This window comes from Pseudonocardia sp. 73-21 (genome assembly GCF_001899645.1).
Taxonomy (GTDB): Bacteria; Actinomycetota; Actinomycetes; order Mycobacteriales; family Pseudonocardiaceae; genus Pseudonocardia.
On the sequence record NZ_MKVV01000014.1, the window covers coordinates 130,043 to 146,882 of the forward strand.

At 75.5% G+C, this 16,840-nt stretch carries 13 protein-coding genes and 1 pseudogene; 2 read left to right on the plus strand and 12 right to left on the minus strand.

Annotation, left to right across the window (positions count from 1 at the left end):
- Positions 1 to 224: 224 nt before the first annotated feature.
- From cobJ to BGP03_RS35720, 5 genes are all read right to left on the minus strand, one after another.
- Complete coding sequence (gene cobJ, locus BGP03_RS02505; protein WP_298799657.1) at positions 225 to 2,003, minus strand: precorrin-3B C(17)-methyltransferase; 1,779 nt, start codon at positions 2,001 to 2,003, stop codon at positions 225 to 227.
- Complete coding sequence (gene cbiE, locus BGP03_RS02510; protein WP_298799656.1) at positions 1,997 to 3,178, minus strand: precorrin-6y C5,15-methyltransferase (decarboxylating) subunit CbiE; 1,182 nt, start codon at positions 3,176 to 3,178, stop codon at positions 1,997 to 1,999. The genes cobJ and cbiE overlap by 7 nt, the downstream gene beginning before the upstream one ends.
- A gap of 433 nt (positions 3,179 to 3,611) precedes the next feature.
- Positions 3,612 to 4,436 (minus strand): precorrin-4 C(11)-methyltransferase, encoded by an 825-nt coding sequence (gene cobM / locus BGP03_RS02515; protein WP_296370738.1) that lies wholly within the window; start codon positions 4,434 to 4,436, stop codon positions 3,612 to 3,614.
- Between the two features lie 62 nt (positions 4,437 to 4,498).
- Positions 4,499 to 5,494, minus strand: a complete 996-nt coding sequence (locus BGP03_RS02520) for a patatin-like phospholipase family protein (RefSeq protein ID WP_296370739.1) — start codon at positions 5,492 to 5,494, stop codon at positions 4,499 to 4,501.
- Between the two features lie 22 nt (positions 5,495 to 5,516).
- The gene (locus BGP03_RS35720) at positions 5,517 to 5,618 is read right to left on the minus strand and encodes a darcynin family protein (protein WP_298799730.1); all 102 of its coding nucleotides are present in this window, start codon (positions 5,616 to 5,618) and stop codon (positions 5,517 to 5,519) included.
- Positions 5,619 to 5,704: 86 nt separating this feature from the next.
- Between BGP03_RS35720 and BGP03_RS35725 the strand changes: the two are divergent.
- Positions 5,705 to 6,439: pseudogene (locus BGP03_RS35725) on the plus strand (LysR family transcriptional regulator); the annotation flags it as partial.
- Between the two features lie 45 nt (positions 6,440 to 6,484).
- Here BGP03_RS35725 and BGP03_RS02525 read toward each other — a convergent pair.
- From BGP03_RS02525 to BGP03_RS02550, 6 genes are all read right to left on the minus strand, one after another.
- Positions 6,485 to 7,870 carry a cobyrinate a,c-diamide synthase gene (locus BGP03_RS02525; RefSeq protein WP_296370740.1) on the minus strand — a complete coding sequence of 462 codons (1,386 nt, stop codon included), beginning with the start codon at positions 7,868 to 7,870 and terminating at the stop codon, positions 6,485 to 6,487.
- 61 nt (positions 7,871 to 7,931) lie between these two features.
- The gene (locus tag BGP03_RS02530) at positions 7,932 to 8,903 is read right to left on the minus strand and encodes an aldo/keto reductase (RefSeq protein ID WP_296370741.1); all 972 of its coding nucleotides are present in this window, start codon (positions 8,901 to 8,903) and stop codon (positions 7,932 to 7,934) included.
- Between the two features lie 2 nt (positions 8,904 to 8,905).
- Positions 8,906 to 9,520: a cob(I)yrinic acid a,c-diamide adenosyltransferase gene (cobO, locus tag BGP03_RS02535; RefSeq protein WP_296370742.1), complete on the minus strand. Its 615-nt coding sequence runs from the start codon at positions 9,518 to 9,520 to the stop codon at positions 8,906 to 8,908.
- A 74-nt stretch (positions 9,521 to 9,594) separates the two neighbouring features.
- Positions 9,595 to 11,757: a putative cobaltochelatase gene (locus BGP03_RS02540; RefSeq protein ID WP_298799654.1), complete on the minus strand. Its 2,163-nt coding sequence runs from the start codon at positions 11,755 to 11,757 to the stop codon at positions 9,595 to 9,597.
- 73 nt (positions 11,758 to 11,830) lie between these two features.
- The gene (locus BGP03_RS02545; RefSeq protein WP_298799653.1) at positions 11,831 to 13,414 is read right to left on the minus strand and encodes a cobyric acid synthase; all 1,584 of its coding nucleotides are present in this window, start codon (positions 13,412 to 13,414) and stop codon (positions 11,831 to 11,833) included.
- Between the two features lie 101 nt (positions 13,415 to 13,515).
- A complete protein-coding gene (locus tag BGP03_RS02550) occupies positions 13,516 to 14,700 on the minus strand; it encodes a right-handed parallel beta-helix repeat-containing protein (protein ID WP_299735263.1) in 1,185 nt (394 codons plus the stop codon).
- 196 nt (positions 14,701 to 14,896) lie between these two features.
- Between BGP03_RS02550 and BGP03_RS02555 the strand changes: the two genes are divergently transcribed.
- On the plus strand, positions 14,897 to 15,754 hold the full coding sequence (locus BGP03_RS02555) for an SURF1 family cytochrome oxidase biogenesis protein (protein WP_298799651.1): 858 nt from the start codon (positions 14,897 to 14,899) through the stop codon (positions 15,752 to 15,754).
- A gap of 222 nt (positions 15,755 to 15,976) precedes the next feature.
- On the opposite strand, the gene BGP03_RS02560 is transcribed toward BGP03_RS02555, so the two are convergent.
- Positions 15,977 to 16,840 (minus strand): CobD/CbiB family cobalamin biosynthesis protein (locus BGP03_RS02560; RefSeq protein ID WP_299735266.1); only part of this gene is annotated, 864 nt, incomplete at its 5' end.

Consider the following 16,840-nt stretch of genomic DNA (forward strand, 5'->3'; position numbering starts at 1 on the left):
CCGCGCCGATGATCAGCGCGAGCCGCACGGTGTGGTCCTGCTCAGGGCGTCGAGGTGCGACACACGGCGATCGTGGGAGCCGGCCGCGACCATGATCGGCGCCGGTCGCACGGGACCGCCCGACGAGGGCAGTGCCGTACGACCGGCGGCGATCACCCCTCCCGCCTCGGTCACCTCGGGCAGGGCCACGGGCTCCTCGCGCCGTGGTGGCGGACCACCTCCGGTCAGGCCCAGCGGTATCCCCGCGGCGTGACCATCCGCCCCCCCACCATCCGCGTGGCGCTGGAGCCGACCACCACCGTCGTCAGCATGTCGACCTCGGTCGGGTCGAACTCCGACAGCGGTTTGCACCACACCCGCTGCCCCGGCCGCCCCGACTGGCGGACGGCACCGACCGGGGTGTCGGCCGGGCGGTGCTCGCGGAACACGTCCAGCACGGCGCCCAGCTGCCAGTGCCGGTCGCGGCTGCGGGGGTTGTAGAAGCACGTGACGAAGTTGGCCGCCGCCGCGGCGGCGACGCGTTCCTGGATCACCGGCCACGGGGTGTGCAGGTCCGACAGCGAGATCAGCACGTGGTCGTGGCCCAGCGGCGCCCCGAGCAGCGCGGCCGCCGAGAGCGCGGCGGTGACGCCCGGCACCCCGACCACGTCGATGTCGTCCCCGGCCCCCTGCAACGCGGGGCTCGCCATCGCGTAGACCCCGGCGTCCCCGGATCCGATCAGCGCCACCGCGTAGCCCTTCGCGGCCAGGGCGACGGCGTCGGCGGCGCGCTGCTCCTCGTCGCCGAGGCCGCTGACGTGCACCTCGGTGCCGGGGCGCAGCAGGTGGGCGACCTGGTCGACGTACTGGTCGAGCCCCACCACGATCGACGCGCGGCGCAGCTCGGCATCGGCCCGCGGCACGCGCAGGTCCGCGGCCCCCGGCCCGAGCCCGACGATCGCCAGCCGCCCGCGCGGCCGGACCCGGGCCGCGGCGACGGTGACGTTGTCGCCCTTGATCTTCCCGACGACGAGCTCGCCACCGCCGAAGGACGCGGCGGAGTGCAGCGCGGCCGCCTCGGCGACACTGGGCGTGCCCACCTCGGCCCGCACCACCTCGCTCGGGTTGGGCACCTCGATCCCCGCCAGCTCGGCGGCCGGGTGGGTCAGCAGCGGGGCCGGGGCGATGGCGGCGAGGATGCCCGCCTCGTCGGCCTTGAGGTCGACGCTGGCGTAGGCACGGATCGCGCGCAGATCGAAGCCGTGCTCGGTCTCCAGCCGACGGATCGTGTCGGTGACGGCCTGCGCCGGCACTCCCCGCGCACTCCCGATCCCGACGACGAGGGTGGGCGGCACGAGCCGCGTCCCCCGCGAGTCGGCGGTTTCCCGTGCGCGAGTCGGCGGTCTCCCGTGCGCGAGTCGGCGGTTTCCCGTGCGCGAGTCGGCGGATTCCGGGGCGCGAGTCGACGGTTCCGGGGCGGTGAGTCGCTCCGACCCCGGCGTCCGGTCGGTGATGGTGATCGTGTGCCGTACCTCCCCGACCAGCGGAGGCAGTGGTGGCAGCGGGAAGCCGAGCAGGTTCTCGACGAGCGCCGCACCGTCGAGCAGGGCCGTCCCGGCCGCGGCGAGATCCCCGTCCACCTGCGCGTCGAGCAGCCCGACCAGCTCGTCGAGGCCCGTGCTGCCCGCCGCGTCGGACGCCGTGGTGATCACCGGTTCGGCGCCGAGGACGGCGGCCACCCGCGTGGCCAGGGCGTTGGCGCCGCCCCCGTGCCCGCCCGCGAGCGCGACGGCGAAGCGGCGCGCCTCGTCGACGCACACCACGCCGGGGTCGGTGCGCTTGTCGGCGAGCAGCGGCGCGATCAGCCGCACCGTCGCCCCGGTGGCCAGGAAGAACACGACGCCGTCGAGGTCGGGCCACAGGGTCGGCAGCGCGTCGAGCGGGTGCGTCGTGGCGCCGAGCGCGGCCCCCACCTCGGCGGCAGCGCGGCGGCCGGCGTCGGTGACGGCGAAGAGTGCTAGCAACGGGTACCCCAGAGGATCGTGATCGGATTGGTGGCCGCGAGACGGACGGCCCCGTCGGGCAGCGTGGCGAGGCGGGACGCGACGACCTGCACCCCGTCCACGACGTGCCCGGCCGCGAGCAGGGCGGCACGGGTGGGGGCGATGCGGTCGAGAGCCGCGAGGGCGACGACCACCCGGTCGGCCCCCGCGACGGCGGCGACGACCTCGGGTCCTCCCCCGCCGACGAACACGGCGTCGGGGCGCGGGAGCCCGTCGAGGGCGTCCGGCGCGGCCCCGCGAACCACCCGCACGTCCACACCGTGCGCGGCGGCGTTCTCGGCCACCCGGGCGGCGTCGTCGGCCCGGCGCTCGACGGCCAGCGCCGCCGCCCCGAGCCGCGCGCACTCGACGGCGACCGAGCCCGAGCCGGCGCCGACGTCCCAGACGAGCAGCCCCGGCCGTGGGCCCAGCCGCGCGAGGACGACCGCGCGCACCTCGGCCTTCGTGACCATGCCGCCTCGGTGGGCGAACGCGTCGTCGGGCAGCGCCCAGCCCCCGTCCGGCGGGACGGGCTCGCCACCCGCGTACCAGCCGCGGCCGGGCACGGCGTCCGGGTCGCGCAGGCAGAGGACGACGCTCAGCGGGTGCCAGTCGCGGCCGGCGGCCCCGGCGGCGGGCAGCGTGGTGAGCCGCTCGTCGGGTCCGCCCAGATCCTCGGCGACGACCAGCGTGCGCGTCCACCCGTCGAGCGCGGCGCCGATCTCGGTCGGCCCCGCGCCGGGCGCGGTCAGGACGGCGGTGGCGGCGCGGGCCCGGCAGACGTTGACGGCCGGCCCGAGCGCACGGCCGTGCGCGCTGACCACCGCGACGTCGTCCCAGGAGCGGCCGAGCCGGGCGAACGCCTGCTGCACGCTGGAGAGGGCGGGCAGCACGACCGGCACATGGCCGCGTTCGCGCAGTACCCGGACGATGCCGAAGAACCCGGGATCGCCGCTGGCCAGCAGTACGGCGCGGCGCCCGGCGAGCTTGTCCAGCGCGGGCTCGAGCGGCCCGAGCTCGACCCGCTCGGCGGCGGCCGGCACGGGTGCGGCGGCGAGGTGGCGGCGGCCGCCCGCGACGATCTCGGCACCGGTCAGCGCGTCGACGGCACCGGGCGGCAGCGGCCCGCCGTCCATGCCGACGACGGTGAGGGTCACGCGATCCCCCCACCCGTGATCACCGGCTCGGGACGCGGGGCGGCAGTGGGGACGGCGCACGGTCCCGCACCGCTGATCACGGGCCGAGGACGCCCCCCGGCGACGATGATCACCGATCCGGGACGCGCGGCGGTGCAGCGGACGGCTGCGCGTCCCGGACCACCGATCACGGCAGGACGACGGGCGCCGACCCACCTCATGATCACCGGTTCGGGACGCCCGACCGCACGACGGGCCGCCCACCGTCCCGGAGCGCCGATCACGGACCGGCGCCACCGGGCCCCGGCCGCCCTCCACGGTGGGAGACGCCCGCCCGCACCAGCGCGCGTCGGCTCACCGACCCGGCTCGCACGCACCGCGCGACTCGCCCGCACGCACACCCCGACTCGCGCGCACGGAGAGCCCGACTCGCGGAACCTGGACGCGACGGGGCTCACGGGGCCGGGCGGCCCGCGGCACGGGCGGCGCGCAGGGCCGTGCGGGCCTCGCGCTCGGGCTTGCGGAAGGTGTGGAAGTGGCCGGGGTGGTAGAGGTGGCTGCGCGTGCCCGTGGCGCCCAGGGCCGCGCCGACCAGGAACAGCGTCTGGCGCCAGAGCTTGCGCTCCTTGCACACGGCCTCGACCTCGTCGAGCCGGCACCGCACCGTCACCTCGTCGGGCCAGCTCGTGCGGTAGGCGACGACGACGGGGGTGTCGGCGGGGTAGCCGCCCGCCTGGAGCTCCTCCACCATCTGCGACGTGCGCGCCGCGGACAGGAAGATCGCCATCGTGGTGCCGTGGCGGGCGAACTCGCGCAGCTTCTCCTTCGGCGGCATCGGGGTCTTGCCACCCTCGAGCCGGGTGAGCACGACGGACTGCGCGACCTCGGGGATGGTCAGCTCCCGACCGGCGACGGCGGCGGCCGCCCCGAACGCCGAGACCCCGGGCACGATCTCCACGTCGAGACCCATCTCCGACGCGGCGTCGTACTGCTCCTGAACGGCTCCCCACAGCGACGGGTCGCCCGAGTGCACGCGAGCGACCAGCAGTCCCTCGGACGCGGCCCGGCGGTAGAGCGCCAGCACGTCCTCGTGGGCGATCTTCGAGGAGTCGACCAGCTCGGCGTCGGCGCGCGCGTGCTCGGTGATGCACTCCTCCATCACGAGGCTGGCGGCCCAGATCACCACGTCCGCCTCGGCGATGCGCCGCGCCCCGCGCAGCGTGATCAGATCGGCCGCGCCCGGCCCGGCCCCCACGAACGACACTCTCCCGCGATCCACGCCGGACAGTCTGTGTCGCGGTACGCCGGGAGTCCAACCCGCGAGGTGTGACGAAGGGCGCGTCAGGCCGCCGCGGCGGCCTCGTCCAGCGCACCCGACGACGTGGCCAGCGCCGTGTCCAGCACCCGTTCGCGACGGCGCGGGTTCATCAGGTTGCCGCCCATCGCGTCGAGATCGGCCGGGCCGGGCGTCAGGACGGCCACCCGCACACCCGTGGCGCGCACGGCCCGCACCTCGGCGTCCAGCCAGCGCGTGATCAGGTGCCGGACCCAGCGCTCGGCCCCGGCGACCGGGTCGTGCGGCCGGTCGTAGGCGTGGCTGGCCATCGGCGCCAGCACGTACACCTCGTCCAGCTCGGGGGCACCGGGCCGCGCGAGCAACCCCAGCGACGTGGACGAGGCGACGCCACCGTCGACGTAGCGGCGGCCGTCGATCACCTGCGGGGCGAACCAGCCCGGGATGGAGCACGACGCGAGCACCGCCTCCCCCACCGAGGACGGCGGCCCGCCCTCGCGGCCGAACACGACGCGCCGCCCGGCGTCGTAGTCCACGGCCACCACCCACAGGGGCGCGCCGGGCACCCAGCCGTCGACGGTGATGCCGAGCCGCGTCTGCAGCGCCGCCACCATCCGGATCAGCGACACCATCCGCCCCCGGCCGGCGGGCAGCAGCCCGGACGCGGCGATCACCGGGTTGATCGAGAGCGGGTGCGCGATCGCGGACGCCAGCAGCCGCGGCGAGCCGATCCACGGCAGCGGGATCGGGGGCAGCCCGTCGCCGGACTCGCGTTCGATGGTGCGCATGTCGGGCAGGCCCCGGCCGCCGAGGTCCTCGGCGATCTCACCGGGTTCCGCTCCGCGCTGGTGCGCCAGCAGCTCGTCGACGCTCATGCCGCACCGCAACGCCGCCCCGAGCACGCTGCCCGCGCTGGTGCCGACGACGAGGTCGAGCTCGCCGAGCGGTCGGTCGAGGCGCCGTTCCAGCGCGGACAGCGCCCCGGTCATCCACGCCGATCCGAGCAGGCCACCGGCCCCGAGCACCAGACCGATCCTCGTCATGTACCCGACGGTAACCCCGTGCTCAGACCGGGTCGACCCTGTATTGCGTCGCGTAGCCGTCCTCGATCATGGGCACGATCTCGACGACCTCGAAGAACGTGTCCCAGAACGGCGTCTCCCGCAGCGCCTCGACGACGGCGTGTCCCGTCCACGAAGGAGAAGCGTTCGGGCGGCGGCATCCGCAGCCAGGCCGGGGTGGTGCGGACGGGCATGGCGAAGGCGTGGTTGGTCGCGGCCGCGCAACGCCTCTCGGTCTCGACGCCCGCGATGAGCCGCACGCTGGCGAGGCTGCGACGGGCCACGGGGGATCCGCTGCCCGTCCCCGCCGGCCGCGGGCTCACCGCCACCCCGGCCGCGCTCGCGATGCTTCCCCGGGTGGAGGCGCTGGCCGCCGCGCAGGCCGCGCTGGGCCCGCCGGCACGGACGGATCCCGCGACGCTGCGCCGCCGGTTCACGATCCGCACCTACGACGTGGTGGCCGCGCTGCTGGCCACCGGGCTCGTGGCCACCGCCGTGCGGGACGCGCCCGGGGTGAGGGTGCACCTCGCCGCCGAGGGCGACGAGGAACCGGCCGACCTGCGTGATGCGGTCGATCTCGACGTCGGCGAGCTCGCTCCGCAGCCGGCCGACGTCGTGGCCGAGCACGTGCTCGACGACGACATGGTCGGGCTGGTGCACGTCGACCGTGTCCCCGTGACCGACCTGGAGTCGTTCGCGGCGACGCCGCAGGTCGCGGTGGCCCGGCGCGGGCCGGCGCACGGGCCCGTCGACGATCTCCTGGCCGCGGAGGGCCTGACCCGGACGGTCGCGCTGACGGTGGCGAGCCCCACCGTCGCGGCCCGGGCGGTGCTGGGTGGCGGCCTGCTCGCCGTGGTGCCGCGCTCGTTCGCGGTAGCCACCGCGGCGTCGGGACCGCTACGGGTGGTCGAGCCGCCCCTCGACCTGCCGCCGGTGCGTGTCGCGATGGCCTGGCACCGCCGCCGACGGAGGTCACCAGTGGCTGCGCGGGGTGGTCCGCGCGGGCCTGCTCGCGGCGACGAACCGCGCCACCGCCTCCGGTTGACCAGCGGGGTGGGTGTGCAGGAACGACGCGTGCACGCCGCCCACCACGAACCCCTCCGGCCGGCCGCCGCGCCAGGCCCAGGCGGCGTCCGTCCCCGCCCCGGGGGTGACGGCGCAGTGGTGGAACTCGTGTCCGGCCACCCGCTGGCCGGTGGTGAAGACCGCCGAGTCCGAGACGGCGACGGCGTCGCGGTAGCCGAGCGTCAGCCGTCCGGTCATCGCGGCGGTGGCGGGCAGCACCCCGCACATCGGGGCCCCGTCGAGGGACCCGCAGAGGTAGAGCAGCCCCCCGCACTCCGCGTGGACGGGCGCGCCGGACGCGGCGAGCGCGCGCACCGCCGCCCGCAACGGGGCGTTGGCCCCCAACGCGGCGACGTGCTCCTCCGGGAACCCGCCGGGCAGCACCAGCGCGGTGGTCCCGTCGGGCAGCGCCTCGTCGCGCAGCGGATCGACGACGACCACGTCGGATCCCGCTGCCGCCAGCAGCTCGACGTGCTCGGCGTACCCGAACGTGAAGGCAGCACCCCCGAACACCGCCGTGCGCGGATAACGGTGTTCCGACACCGATATCCGCGCACGACCCCCGATCGCGTCCGCCGGGGACCACGACGCGCCGCTCGGGAGCGGGGAGGCCAGCGCCACCATCGCGTCCAGGTCGACGTGCTCCGCCACCAGCTCCGCCATCGCGTCGACGGCCGCCGTGGCCGCCGCACCGTGCTCCACCGCCGTGACCAGCCCGAGGTGCCGCGACGGCACGGCCAGGGCGTCGCGACGGGGCAGCGCCCCGAGCACCGGCAGCCCGACCTCCTCGGCCGCCGCCCGCAGGACGTCCTCGTGACGGGAGCTGCCGACGCGGTTGAGCACGACGCCGGCCACGTCGACGGCCGGGTCGAAGGACCGGAACCCGTGCAGCACCGCCGCCAGGCTGCGCGACTGCCCGCGGCAGTCCACCACCAGCACCACCGGCGCGCCCAGCAGCCCGGCGACGTGCGCGGTGGAGCCCGCCCCGTCGGCCAGCCGCCCGTCGAACAGCCCCATCACCCCCTCGACGACGGCGATCTCGGCACCCGCCGACCCGTGCCGCGCCAGCGGGGCGATCTGCGCCTCCCCGACCAGCACCGGGTCGAGGTTGCGACCCGGCCGGCCGGCGGCGAGCGTGTGATAGCCGGGGTCGATGTAGTCCGGCCCCACCTTGAACGGGGCGACGACGGTGCCCCGCCGCGCCAGGGCAGCCATCAGCCCGGTGGCGACCGTCGTCTTGCCGCTCCCGGAAGCGGGCGCGCCGATCACGACCGCCCGGGTCCCGTTGATCACGGGCCCGTGGTGGCCGACGCCGACCGGGGCGCCGCCATCTGCCCGTGAACAGCGGTCATCGCTACTGGTGACCCAGCACCGGGTGCGGCACGTACGGCGCCTCCAGCGTCGCGATCTCCTCGTCCGTGAGGTCCACGTCCACCGCCGCCACGGCGTCCTCGATGTGGCCCGGCTTGGTCGCCCCGATGATCGGCGCGCTGATCACCGGCTTGTGCAGCATCCACGCGAGCGCGACCTGCGCCATCGGCAGGTCGCGCGCCTTCGCGACGTCCGCCACCGCGTTGACCACGGCCGCGTCGGCCTCGCCGTACATGCGGTCGGCGATCGGGTCGCTCCCGGCGCGGACGGTGGTGTTCTGCTCCGGCAGCCGGGTGAGCCGGCCGCGCGCGAGGGGGCTCCACGGGATGACGCCGACGCCCTGGTCGTCGCACAGCCCGTGCATCTCGCGCTCCTCCTCGCGGTAGATCAGGTTGTAGTGGTCCTGCATGGAGACGAACCGCGTCCAGCCCGCGAGGTCGGCGGTGTGCTGGGCCTTGGCGAACTGCCAGGCGAACATGCTCGACGCGCCGATGTAGCGGGCCTTGCCGGCACGCACGACGTCGTGCAGCGCCTCCATGGTCTCCTCGATCGGGGTGTTCGGGTCCCAGCGGTGGATCTGGTAGAGGTCGACGTGGTCGGTGCCCAGCCGCCGCAGTGAGTCGTCGATGCTCGCCAGGATGTGCTTGCGCGACAGGCCACCGGCGTTGGGGCGGTCGCTCATCGGCATGAACACCTTGGTGGCCAGCACGTAGTCGTCGCGGTCGGCGAAGAACTCGCGCAGCAGCGTGCCCGTCACCTCCTCGCTCTTGCCGACCGAGTACATGTCGGCGGTGTCGAAGAACGTGATCCCGGCGTCGACAGCGCTCTTGACGAGCGGCCGCGAGGCGTCGAGGTCGAGCACCCAGTCGCGCCACTGCGGCGTTCCGTAGCTCATCATCCCCAGGCAGATCCGCGAGACCTGCAGCCCCGTGCCGCCCAGCCGTGTGTAGTCCATGGTCACCACTCGATTCCCCGCTGGCCCTTCTGGCCGGCGTCCATCGGATGCTTGATCTTCGTCGTCTGCATGACGAGATCGGCCGCCTCGACCAGCTCCGGCGCCGCGTCCCGTCCTGTGATGATCACGTGCTGACGGCCCTCGCGCGCGGCGAGGACCTCCAGCACCTCCTGCACGTCCACCCAGCCCCACTTGATCGGGTAGGTGAACTCGTCGAGCACGTAGACGTCGTGCACGCCCGCCTCGATGCGGCGCCGGATCTCCGCCCAGCCCTCGGCGGCCTGTGCGGCGTGGTCGTCGTCGGAACCGGGCTTGCGCGCCCACGACCAGCCCTCGCCCATCTTGTGCCACTCGACGGGCCCGCCCTCGCCGGTCTCGGCGTGGACGCGGCCGAGCGCGCGGAACGCGGCCTCCTCGCCGACCTTCCACTTCGCCGACTTCACGAACTGGAACACCCCGATGGACCAGCCCTGGCTCCAGCCGCGCAACGCGAGCCCGAACGCGGCGGTGGACTTCCCCTTCATCTCCCCCGTGTGGACGATGACGAGCGCGCGGTTGCGGCGCTGGCGGGTGGTGAGCCCGTCGTCGGGGACGGTGGTGACCTGACCTTGTGGCACTCGGTTGCCCTCCTTCGTCGGGGTCGTGCGCGGATATCGGTGCCGGAACACTGTTATCCGCGCACGGGCGGCCGTCAGGCCGCGCTTGCGCGCGTTGCGTGGACGACGCCGGCCACCCCGTCGGCCGACAGCTCGCCGATGGTCGTCAGCTCGCCCCCGGCCGCGGCGGCGACGCGGGCGGCGAGGCCGAGGCGGACGGGGCCGCTCTCACAGTCCACCACGACGGTGGCGACGCCGTCCGCGGCGAGGAGAGCGGCGGCGCGGCAGGCGTCGAGGACCGGGTCCCCCGAGACGCCCACCGTCGCCCGGCCGTCGGTCAGCAGCACCACCAGCGGGCGGCGGCGGGGGTCGCGCAGCCGCTCCACGGCCAGGACCTTGCGCGCGCGCAGCAGACCCTCGGCCAGGGGGGTGCGGCCGCCCGTGCGCAGGTCCGCGAGCCGCGCCTGCGCCGCCGGCACCGACGACGTCGGCGGCAGGACCAGCTCGGCCCCGCCCGCCCGGAAGCTGATCACGCCGACCTTGTCGCGCCGCTGGTAGGCGTCGCGCAGCAGGGACAGCACCGCACCCGTGACCGCCGACATCCGCGTGCGGGCGGCCATCGACCCCGACGCGTCGACGACGAACAGCACGAGGTTGCCCTCACGGCCCTCGCGGACGGCGTGGCGCAGATCGCCGTGGCGGAGCACGAGCCCGGACCCGGCGCGGCCGCGCGAGCGCTGGTGGGGCGCGGCGGCGAGGACGGTGGCGGGCAGGTGGACGTCGGCGGCGCGCAGCGGGGTGGCGTCGGAGGCCCGCACCACGCGGCCGACGTCGGTGCGCGCCCGCGAGCGGCGGCCCGGGGCACCCTCGCCGACGCCGGGGACGGTCAGGGTGCGCGCCCGGAACAGCGCGCTCGGGGACGCGACGGCGCGGCCGCTACCGGCCGCGTCCCGGCCCGCGCCCTGATCCTCGGGGCGGGTGCGGGCACCGCGGGCCGACGAGCCGGGGGCCGGACCCGAGGCGTCCGGGCCGGGGGTGTCGGCCTCCCGGTCGTCCGTCTCCCGGTCGTCCGGGGCGGAGGCGACCGGTCCGGGGGCGAGCGCACCCGCGTCGGACCCGGGCCGGTCCGGGCCGGGGTCACCGTCCGCGGCGCCGTCCGCATCGCTGGCGTCCTCGGCGCCGTCCGACCGGCCGCCGGTGCCCCCGCCGTCCGGGTCGGGGTCGTCGTCGCCGGGACCCGCCTGCTCCGCCGCCTTCTCCATTGCGTCGTCGAGGGCGCCCTCGTCCATCCCGGGCTCGTCGAACGGATCGCGCCGGCGCCGGTGCGGCAGGGCGAGCCGGGCCGCGACGCGCACGTCCTCCTCCGCGACGGCGGAAGCCCCGCGCCACGCGGCGTGGGCCACGGCGGCGCGGGCGATCACCAGGTCGGCGCGCATCCCGTCGACGTCGAACGCGGCGCAGATCGCGGCGATCCGCCGCAGCTCCGTGTCCGGCAGCACCACCGCACCGACCCGGGCTTGCGCGGTCGCGATCCGGGCGGCGGTCTCGGCCTCCGACGGCGCCCAGCGCGCGGCGAAACCGGCCGGGTCGTCCTCGAACGCGAACCGCCGGCGGACCACCTCGACCCGGGTGTCCACGTCACGGGCCGCCCGCACCTCGACGGCGAGCCCGAACCGGTCGAGCAGCTGCGGCCGCAGCTCACCCTCCTCGGGGTTCATCGTGCCGACCAGCAGGAACCGCGCCGCGTGTGACACCGACACCCCGTCGCGCTCGACGTGGGCGCGTCCCATCGCGGCGGCGTCGAGCAGGAGGTCGACGAGGTGGTCGTGCAGCAGGTTGACCTCGTCGACGTAGAGCACGCCGCGGTGGGCGTCGGCGAGCAGCCCGGGCTGGTAGGCGCGCACGCCCTCGGACAGGGCGCGTTCGAGGTCCAGCGAGCCGACGAGCCGGTCCTCGGTGGCGCCCACCGGCAGTTCGACCAGCCGCGCCGGGCGGGTCCCGGACGGGCCCGGCTGGTGCGGACCGTCGGGGCACGCCGCGTCCGGGTCGGACGGCGCGCAGCCGAACCGGCACCCCGGCACCACGTCGAGCGCGGGCAGCAGCGCCGCCAGCGCCCGCACCGCCGTCGACTTCGCGGTGCCCTTCTCCCCCCGCACCAGCACGCCCCCGACGCCCGGGTGGACGGCGTTGAGCAGCAGGGCGAGGCGCAGATCGTCGTGGCCGACGACGGCGGAGAAGGGGAACCGGGGAGTGCTCACGCACCCTCCTCGCTGACGCTCGTCGGCAGCGCTCGCCATGCTGCTGTGTCCGATGGTTCGCTCGCAAGCTCGCTCACGCCCCGGACCCTGCCAGACCGGACGTGATGAGAGGGAGGTCCGGGGCCGCACCGTGACTGATCACATGTTCAAGTGCGCGGGTGTCGAGGTGCTGCTCGACGAGATCGCCGAGCAGGTCGAGCTGGGCGGCCCGGGCCGCGGCGAACGACGTGTCCGGCGCGACGACGAACCCCGTCCGCCCGGCCTGTCCGGCGACGCGGGCCAGCAGCAGCCGGCGGAAACCGTCGTTCTCCAGCAGCCCGTGCCAGTGGGTGCCGAGCACGGCGCCGGCGTCGGAGCCCTCGGAATCCGGGCGACCCGCGCGCAGTGAACCGCCGACTCGCGCACCGGAAACCGTCGACTCGCGGGTGGGGTGCAGGAGTGGGGCCTCTCCCGAGCGCGTCACGCGGCCGTGGTGGATCTCGTATCCCGACACCGCCTCGCCCCACGCCGTGCCCGTCGGGTTGCCCAGGTGCTTCTCGGCGTCGAACTCCACGTCCAGGTCCAGCAGGCCCAGGCCCGTCGCGCTCCCGCCCTCCACCCCGTGCGGGTCGGCGATCGTGCGGCCGAGCATCTGGTAGCCGCCGCAGATCCCCAGCACCGGCCGGCCCGCCTGCGCGTGGGCGACGACCGCGTCCGCCAGGCCGGTTCTCCGCAACCAGGCCAGGTCGCTCACCGTCGCCTTCGAGCCGGGCAGCACCACGAGGTCGGCGTCCAGCAGGCGCGACGGCTCCGTCACGTACCGCACCGCGACGCCCGCCTCGCAGGCCATCGCCTCGGCGTCGGTGGCGTTGGAGATCCGGGGCAGCCGCACGACGGCCACCCGCAGCCACTGCTCCCCCACCGGCGGGGCCGGACGGCCCAGCACCCCGTCGACGACGGCGGAGAGGGAGTCCTCGGCGTCGAGCCACAGGCCGTCGGCCCACGGCACCACCCCGAACGTCGGACGCCCGGTGAGCGCGCGGAGCTGGTCGAGCCCGGGTGCGAGCAGCGCCGGGTCGCCGCGGAACTTGTTCACCACGAACCCGGCGATCCGGGCCTGGTCGGCCGCGTCGAGCACGGCGACGGTGCCGAAGAGGTGGGCGAGCACGCCGCCCCGGTCGATGTCGCCGACCACCACCACCGGCAGGTCGGCGGCCTGCGCGAGGCCCATGTTGGCGATGTCGGTGCCGCGCAGGTTGATCTCCGCGGGCGACCCGGCGCCCTCGCAGATCACCACGTCGTGACGTGTCCGCAGGTCGGCGAGGGTGTCGGTGACCACCTCGAGCAGCGCGGCCTTGCGGTCGTAGTAGGAGCGCGCGCTCACCGTGCCCTGCGCGCGCCCGAGGACCACCACCTGCGAGCTGCGGTCGCTGCCCGGCTTGAGCAGCACCGGGTTGAACGCGACGCTCGGCGCGAGCCCGCAGGCGTGCGCCTGCATGGCCTGGGCCCGGCCGATCTCCCCGCCGTCGGTGGTGACCACGGAGTTGTTCGACATGTTCTGCGCCTTGAACGGCGCCACCGACGCCCCCTGCCGGTGCAACCACCGGCAGATCCCCGCGACCAGCGCGCTCTTCCCGGCGTCGGACGTGGTCCCCGCGACGAGCAACGCACCCTGCACGCCGCCCACGCTACGTCCCCTCCGCGGCGATCAAGGCGCAGACGTCGTCAGTGGATCTCCGCGAGCGACATCCACGCCTTGATCACCGCCGTTGCGGGAGGTCAGAAGCGGCCGCAGACGCCCACCGGCAGTGAGCGCAGGGCCACGTTGCCCGTCCAGGTGTTGGCTGTGCCCGCCGTCCGCGTGCCGGTGCTCCGGTCCTGGCAGTCGAGGGGGTCCTGGCCGATGCGGTTGCCCGTCACCGTGACGCCGGCGTTGTCGGCGTCGAGCAGGATCCCGACGGTGGTGCTGCGGGCGATGCTGTTGTCCCGCACGGTGCCCGAGGTCTGCCCGGACAGCCGCACGCCGTACTGACGGTCGATCACCTGGTTGCCCACCACCGCAAGGCCGACGTTGGGGGCGCCGTACACGTTCGTGACGCGGATTCCGGTGGCCGCGCCCGCGCTGATGACGTTGCGGGTGACCTGCAGCGACGTCGTCCCGCCCCCGACGTAGATGCCGCTGCCGGCATCGACCACCGCTCCGGGGCGCCGCACCACGACGTTGTCGGCCACCACCGCCGCCTTCGCGTTGACGACCACGGCGAACGTCGCGTCGTCGATGCTCTGGTTGCGCTCGATCCGCAGCCCCGTGGACGGACGCGCGGCGTCGCCCGCGGTGTTGACGGCGGCCGAGCTGTGGCCGGTGAACAGGTTGTCGGCGATGGTCAGGTTGTTGCCGGGGCCGCAGCAGACGAACACCCCGGAACCGCCGGCGGCGCCCGAGCGGTTGTTGGTGTCGAACCGGTTGTGGGCCACCGTGCTCGCCACGGCGCCGGTGGAGCTCATGGTGATGCCGTAGGTGGTCTGCGTGACCACGTTGTCGGTGAAGGTGAAGCCGCTGCCCCCGCTGAAGGCCTCGATCCCGTCGGCGTTCTGCGTGGAGGTGCCGGCGTTGCGGATCGTGAAGCCGTCGACCGTGACCCCGCTGGTGGTGCCGGTGATCCGGATGCCTGCCGCGCCGCCGCCGTCGATCACCGACTCGGCGGCCACGTTCGACCGCCCCGCCCGCGCGTCGACACCGCGCTGGGCCCCGCGCAGGATCAACGGCTTGTCGACGACCACCGTGCCGGGGTAGACGCCGGGACACACGAGGATGGTGGAGCCCGGCGCGGCCGCCGCCACGGCCGCCACCAGCGTCGGGTGGGTCGGAGCCGGGCAGGCCGCGCTCGCGACGCCGACGCGCAGCACCGGGGGCACCTGCGCCGCCGCGGGCCCCACCAGCAGCAGCCCGGCCCCGAGCACCACTGCTCCGACGATCGGTACGTAGCGTGAAGTTCCAACCACGGAAAGTCATCTCCATCGGTGCTGTGACGCAGGCCATGACCTCGACGCGACGCAGCGTGCCGCACCGGCGCGGCGACACGCCCGAAAGGCACCCACCGGAGTGACGCCCGCCCGGGCGGCGGAGGACGCCGGCCGCGTCAGGGCATACCGTGGTGGGGTGCGCTTCCTCCTCCGTCCCGGCTGGCTGGCCTTCATCGGGGTCGTCGCCGCGTTCGTGGTGATCTGCTACACGCTGCTCGCCCCGTGGCAGTTCGGGCGCGAGGCCGAGCGCGACGCCCAGCAGAAGGCGATCGACAGCGCCACCCTCGCGGGCCCGGTGCCGCTGGGCACGCTCGTTCCCGCCGGTCAGGGCGTCACGACCGGCGACGAGTGGCGTCAGGTCACCGTCACCGGCACCTACCTCCCCGCCGACGAGTCGCTCGTGCGGCTGCGCGTGTACGACGGCAAGCCGGCGTTCGAGGTCCTCACCTCGCTGCGCACCGACGACGGGCGGCTGCTCGCCGTCGACCGCGGGTACGTCACCGCGGAGAACGGCGCGATCGTGCCGGCCATCGCCCCGCCGCCCGCCGGCCGCATCACCCTCACCGCCCGGCTGCGCGTCGACGAGACCGACCCCGACAAACGTCCGGCGTTCACCTCCGACGGCTACCGCCAGCAGTACGTCACCGACTCGCGCACGCTGGCCGCCGCCACCGGCCTGGCCCTGGAGCCGGGCTACCTGCAGCTCGCCCCCGGCCAGCCCGGGGTGCTCAACGCGCTTCCGGTGGAGCCCGACACCGGCGCCGGCGCCGCACCGTTCACCAACTTCTCCTACGCCCTGCAGTGGCTGACGTTCGGCGCGATCGCCGTGTTCGCATGCGCCTACTTCGTGCGGCTGGAGCTGCTGCAGCGTCGCAAGGGCGAGGGTCGCGTCGCCGACCGGACGGCGCTGCGCCGGGCCCTGGCGGGCGACGACGAGGACGAGCCCGCGCAGGCCTCCGAGACCCCCCTCGACGACCGCTACGGCCGCCGCTGACGCGCTACCCACCCGCGAGTTCGCCCTCTCGACCCGGCGAGTTCGCCAGCTGGTCCGGCGAGCTCGCGATCCGGCGGCGTGAGTTCGCGATTCCGCCGCGAAACCGGCGATCCCGGGACCGTCGAGACGGCCGACCCAGGCCGCGAATCGGCGAACTCGCCGCGAGGAGACGACGGACCCGCCGGGCGAGCTGGCGGAATCGCCGCCTTCGTTCGACGCTGGTCACACCGGGCGGGCCACCACCGCGGCCAGCACCGCCGACGCCGCTCCCACCAGCCGCGACAGCCGGGCAGCCCGGCGCAGATCCGCCGGCGTCGGGGGTGGGCCCGAGCCCAGTCGCGGCCGTTCCTCCACCCCGTGCGCGTAGACCGTCCGCCCCCCGAGCGTGACGCCCAGCGCCCCCGCCGCCGCGGCCTCGACCGGGCCCGCGTTGGGGCTCGGATGCCGTCGCGCGTCCCGGCGCCAGGCGGCCAGCGCGGCACGCGGCGAACCCCCGACGGCCGGCGCGAGCCCCGCGAACAACAGCGCCGCCATCCGCGCGGGGGCCAGGTTGGCCACGTCGTCCCACCGTGCCGAGGCCCAGCCGAACCGCTCGTAGCGCGGCGACCGGTAGCCCACCATCGCGTCGAGTGTGTTGACGGCGCGGTAGCCCAGCAGCCCCGGGATCCCCGCGACCGCTCCCCAGAACAACGGCGCGACGACGGCGTCCGAGGTGTTCTCGGCGAGCGATTCCACCCCCGCACGAGCCATTCCCGGAAGGTCCAGCAGGTTCGGATCCCGCCCGCACAGGGACGGGATCCGCGCCCGGGCCGCCGCGAGATCCACCGGCTCCCGACGAGCGGCACTCTCGTCGCCCGGGTTACGACGCGAGTGCCGTTCGTCGGACGGGGAGGGGGGTGCTCCCAGTTCCTCCGCCAGCGCCTCGCCGTGGCCCGCCAGGGACGAGCCGCCCAGCACCGCCCACGTCGCCGCCGCCGTGAGCAGGGTGCGCAGCACCGGTGGCCGCGCCGTCTCCGCCGCCACCCCCAGCGCCACCGCCCCGCCCACCAGCACCGCCGTGTACGCGACGCCGGCGGAGCGGCGGTC

Excerpts from the sequence above, each read along its gene's own strand:
- BGP03_RS02520 (WP_296370739.1), bottom strand. The coding sequence starts at position 5,494 with ATGACGAGGATCGGTCTGGTGCTCGGGGCCGGTGGCCTGCTCGGATCG.
- BGP03_RS02530 (WP_296370741.1), bottom strand. The coding sequence starts at position 8,903 with ATGGACTACACACGGCTGGGCGGCACGGGGCTGCAGGTCTCGCGGATC.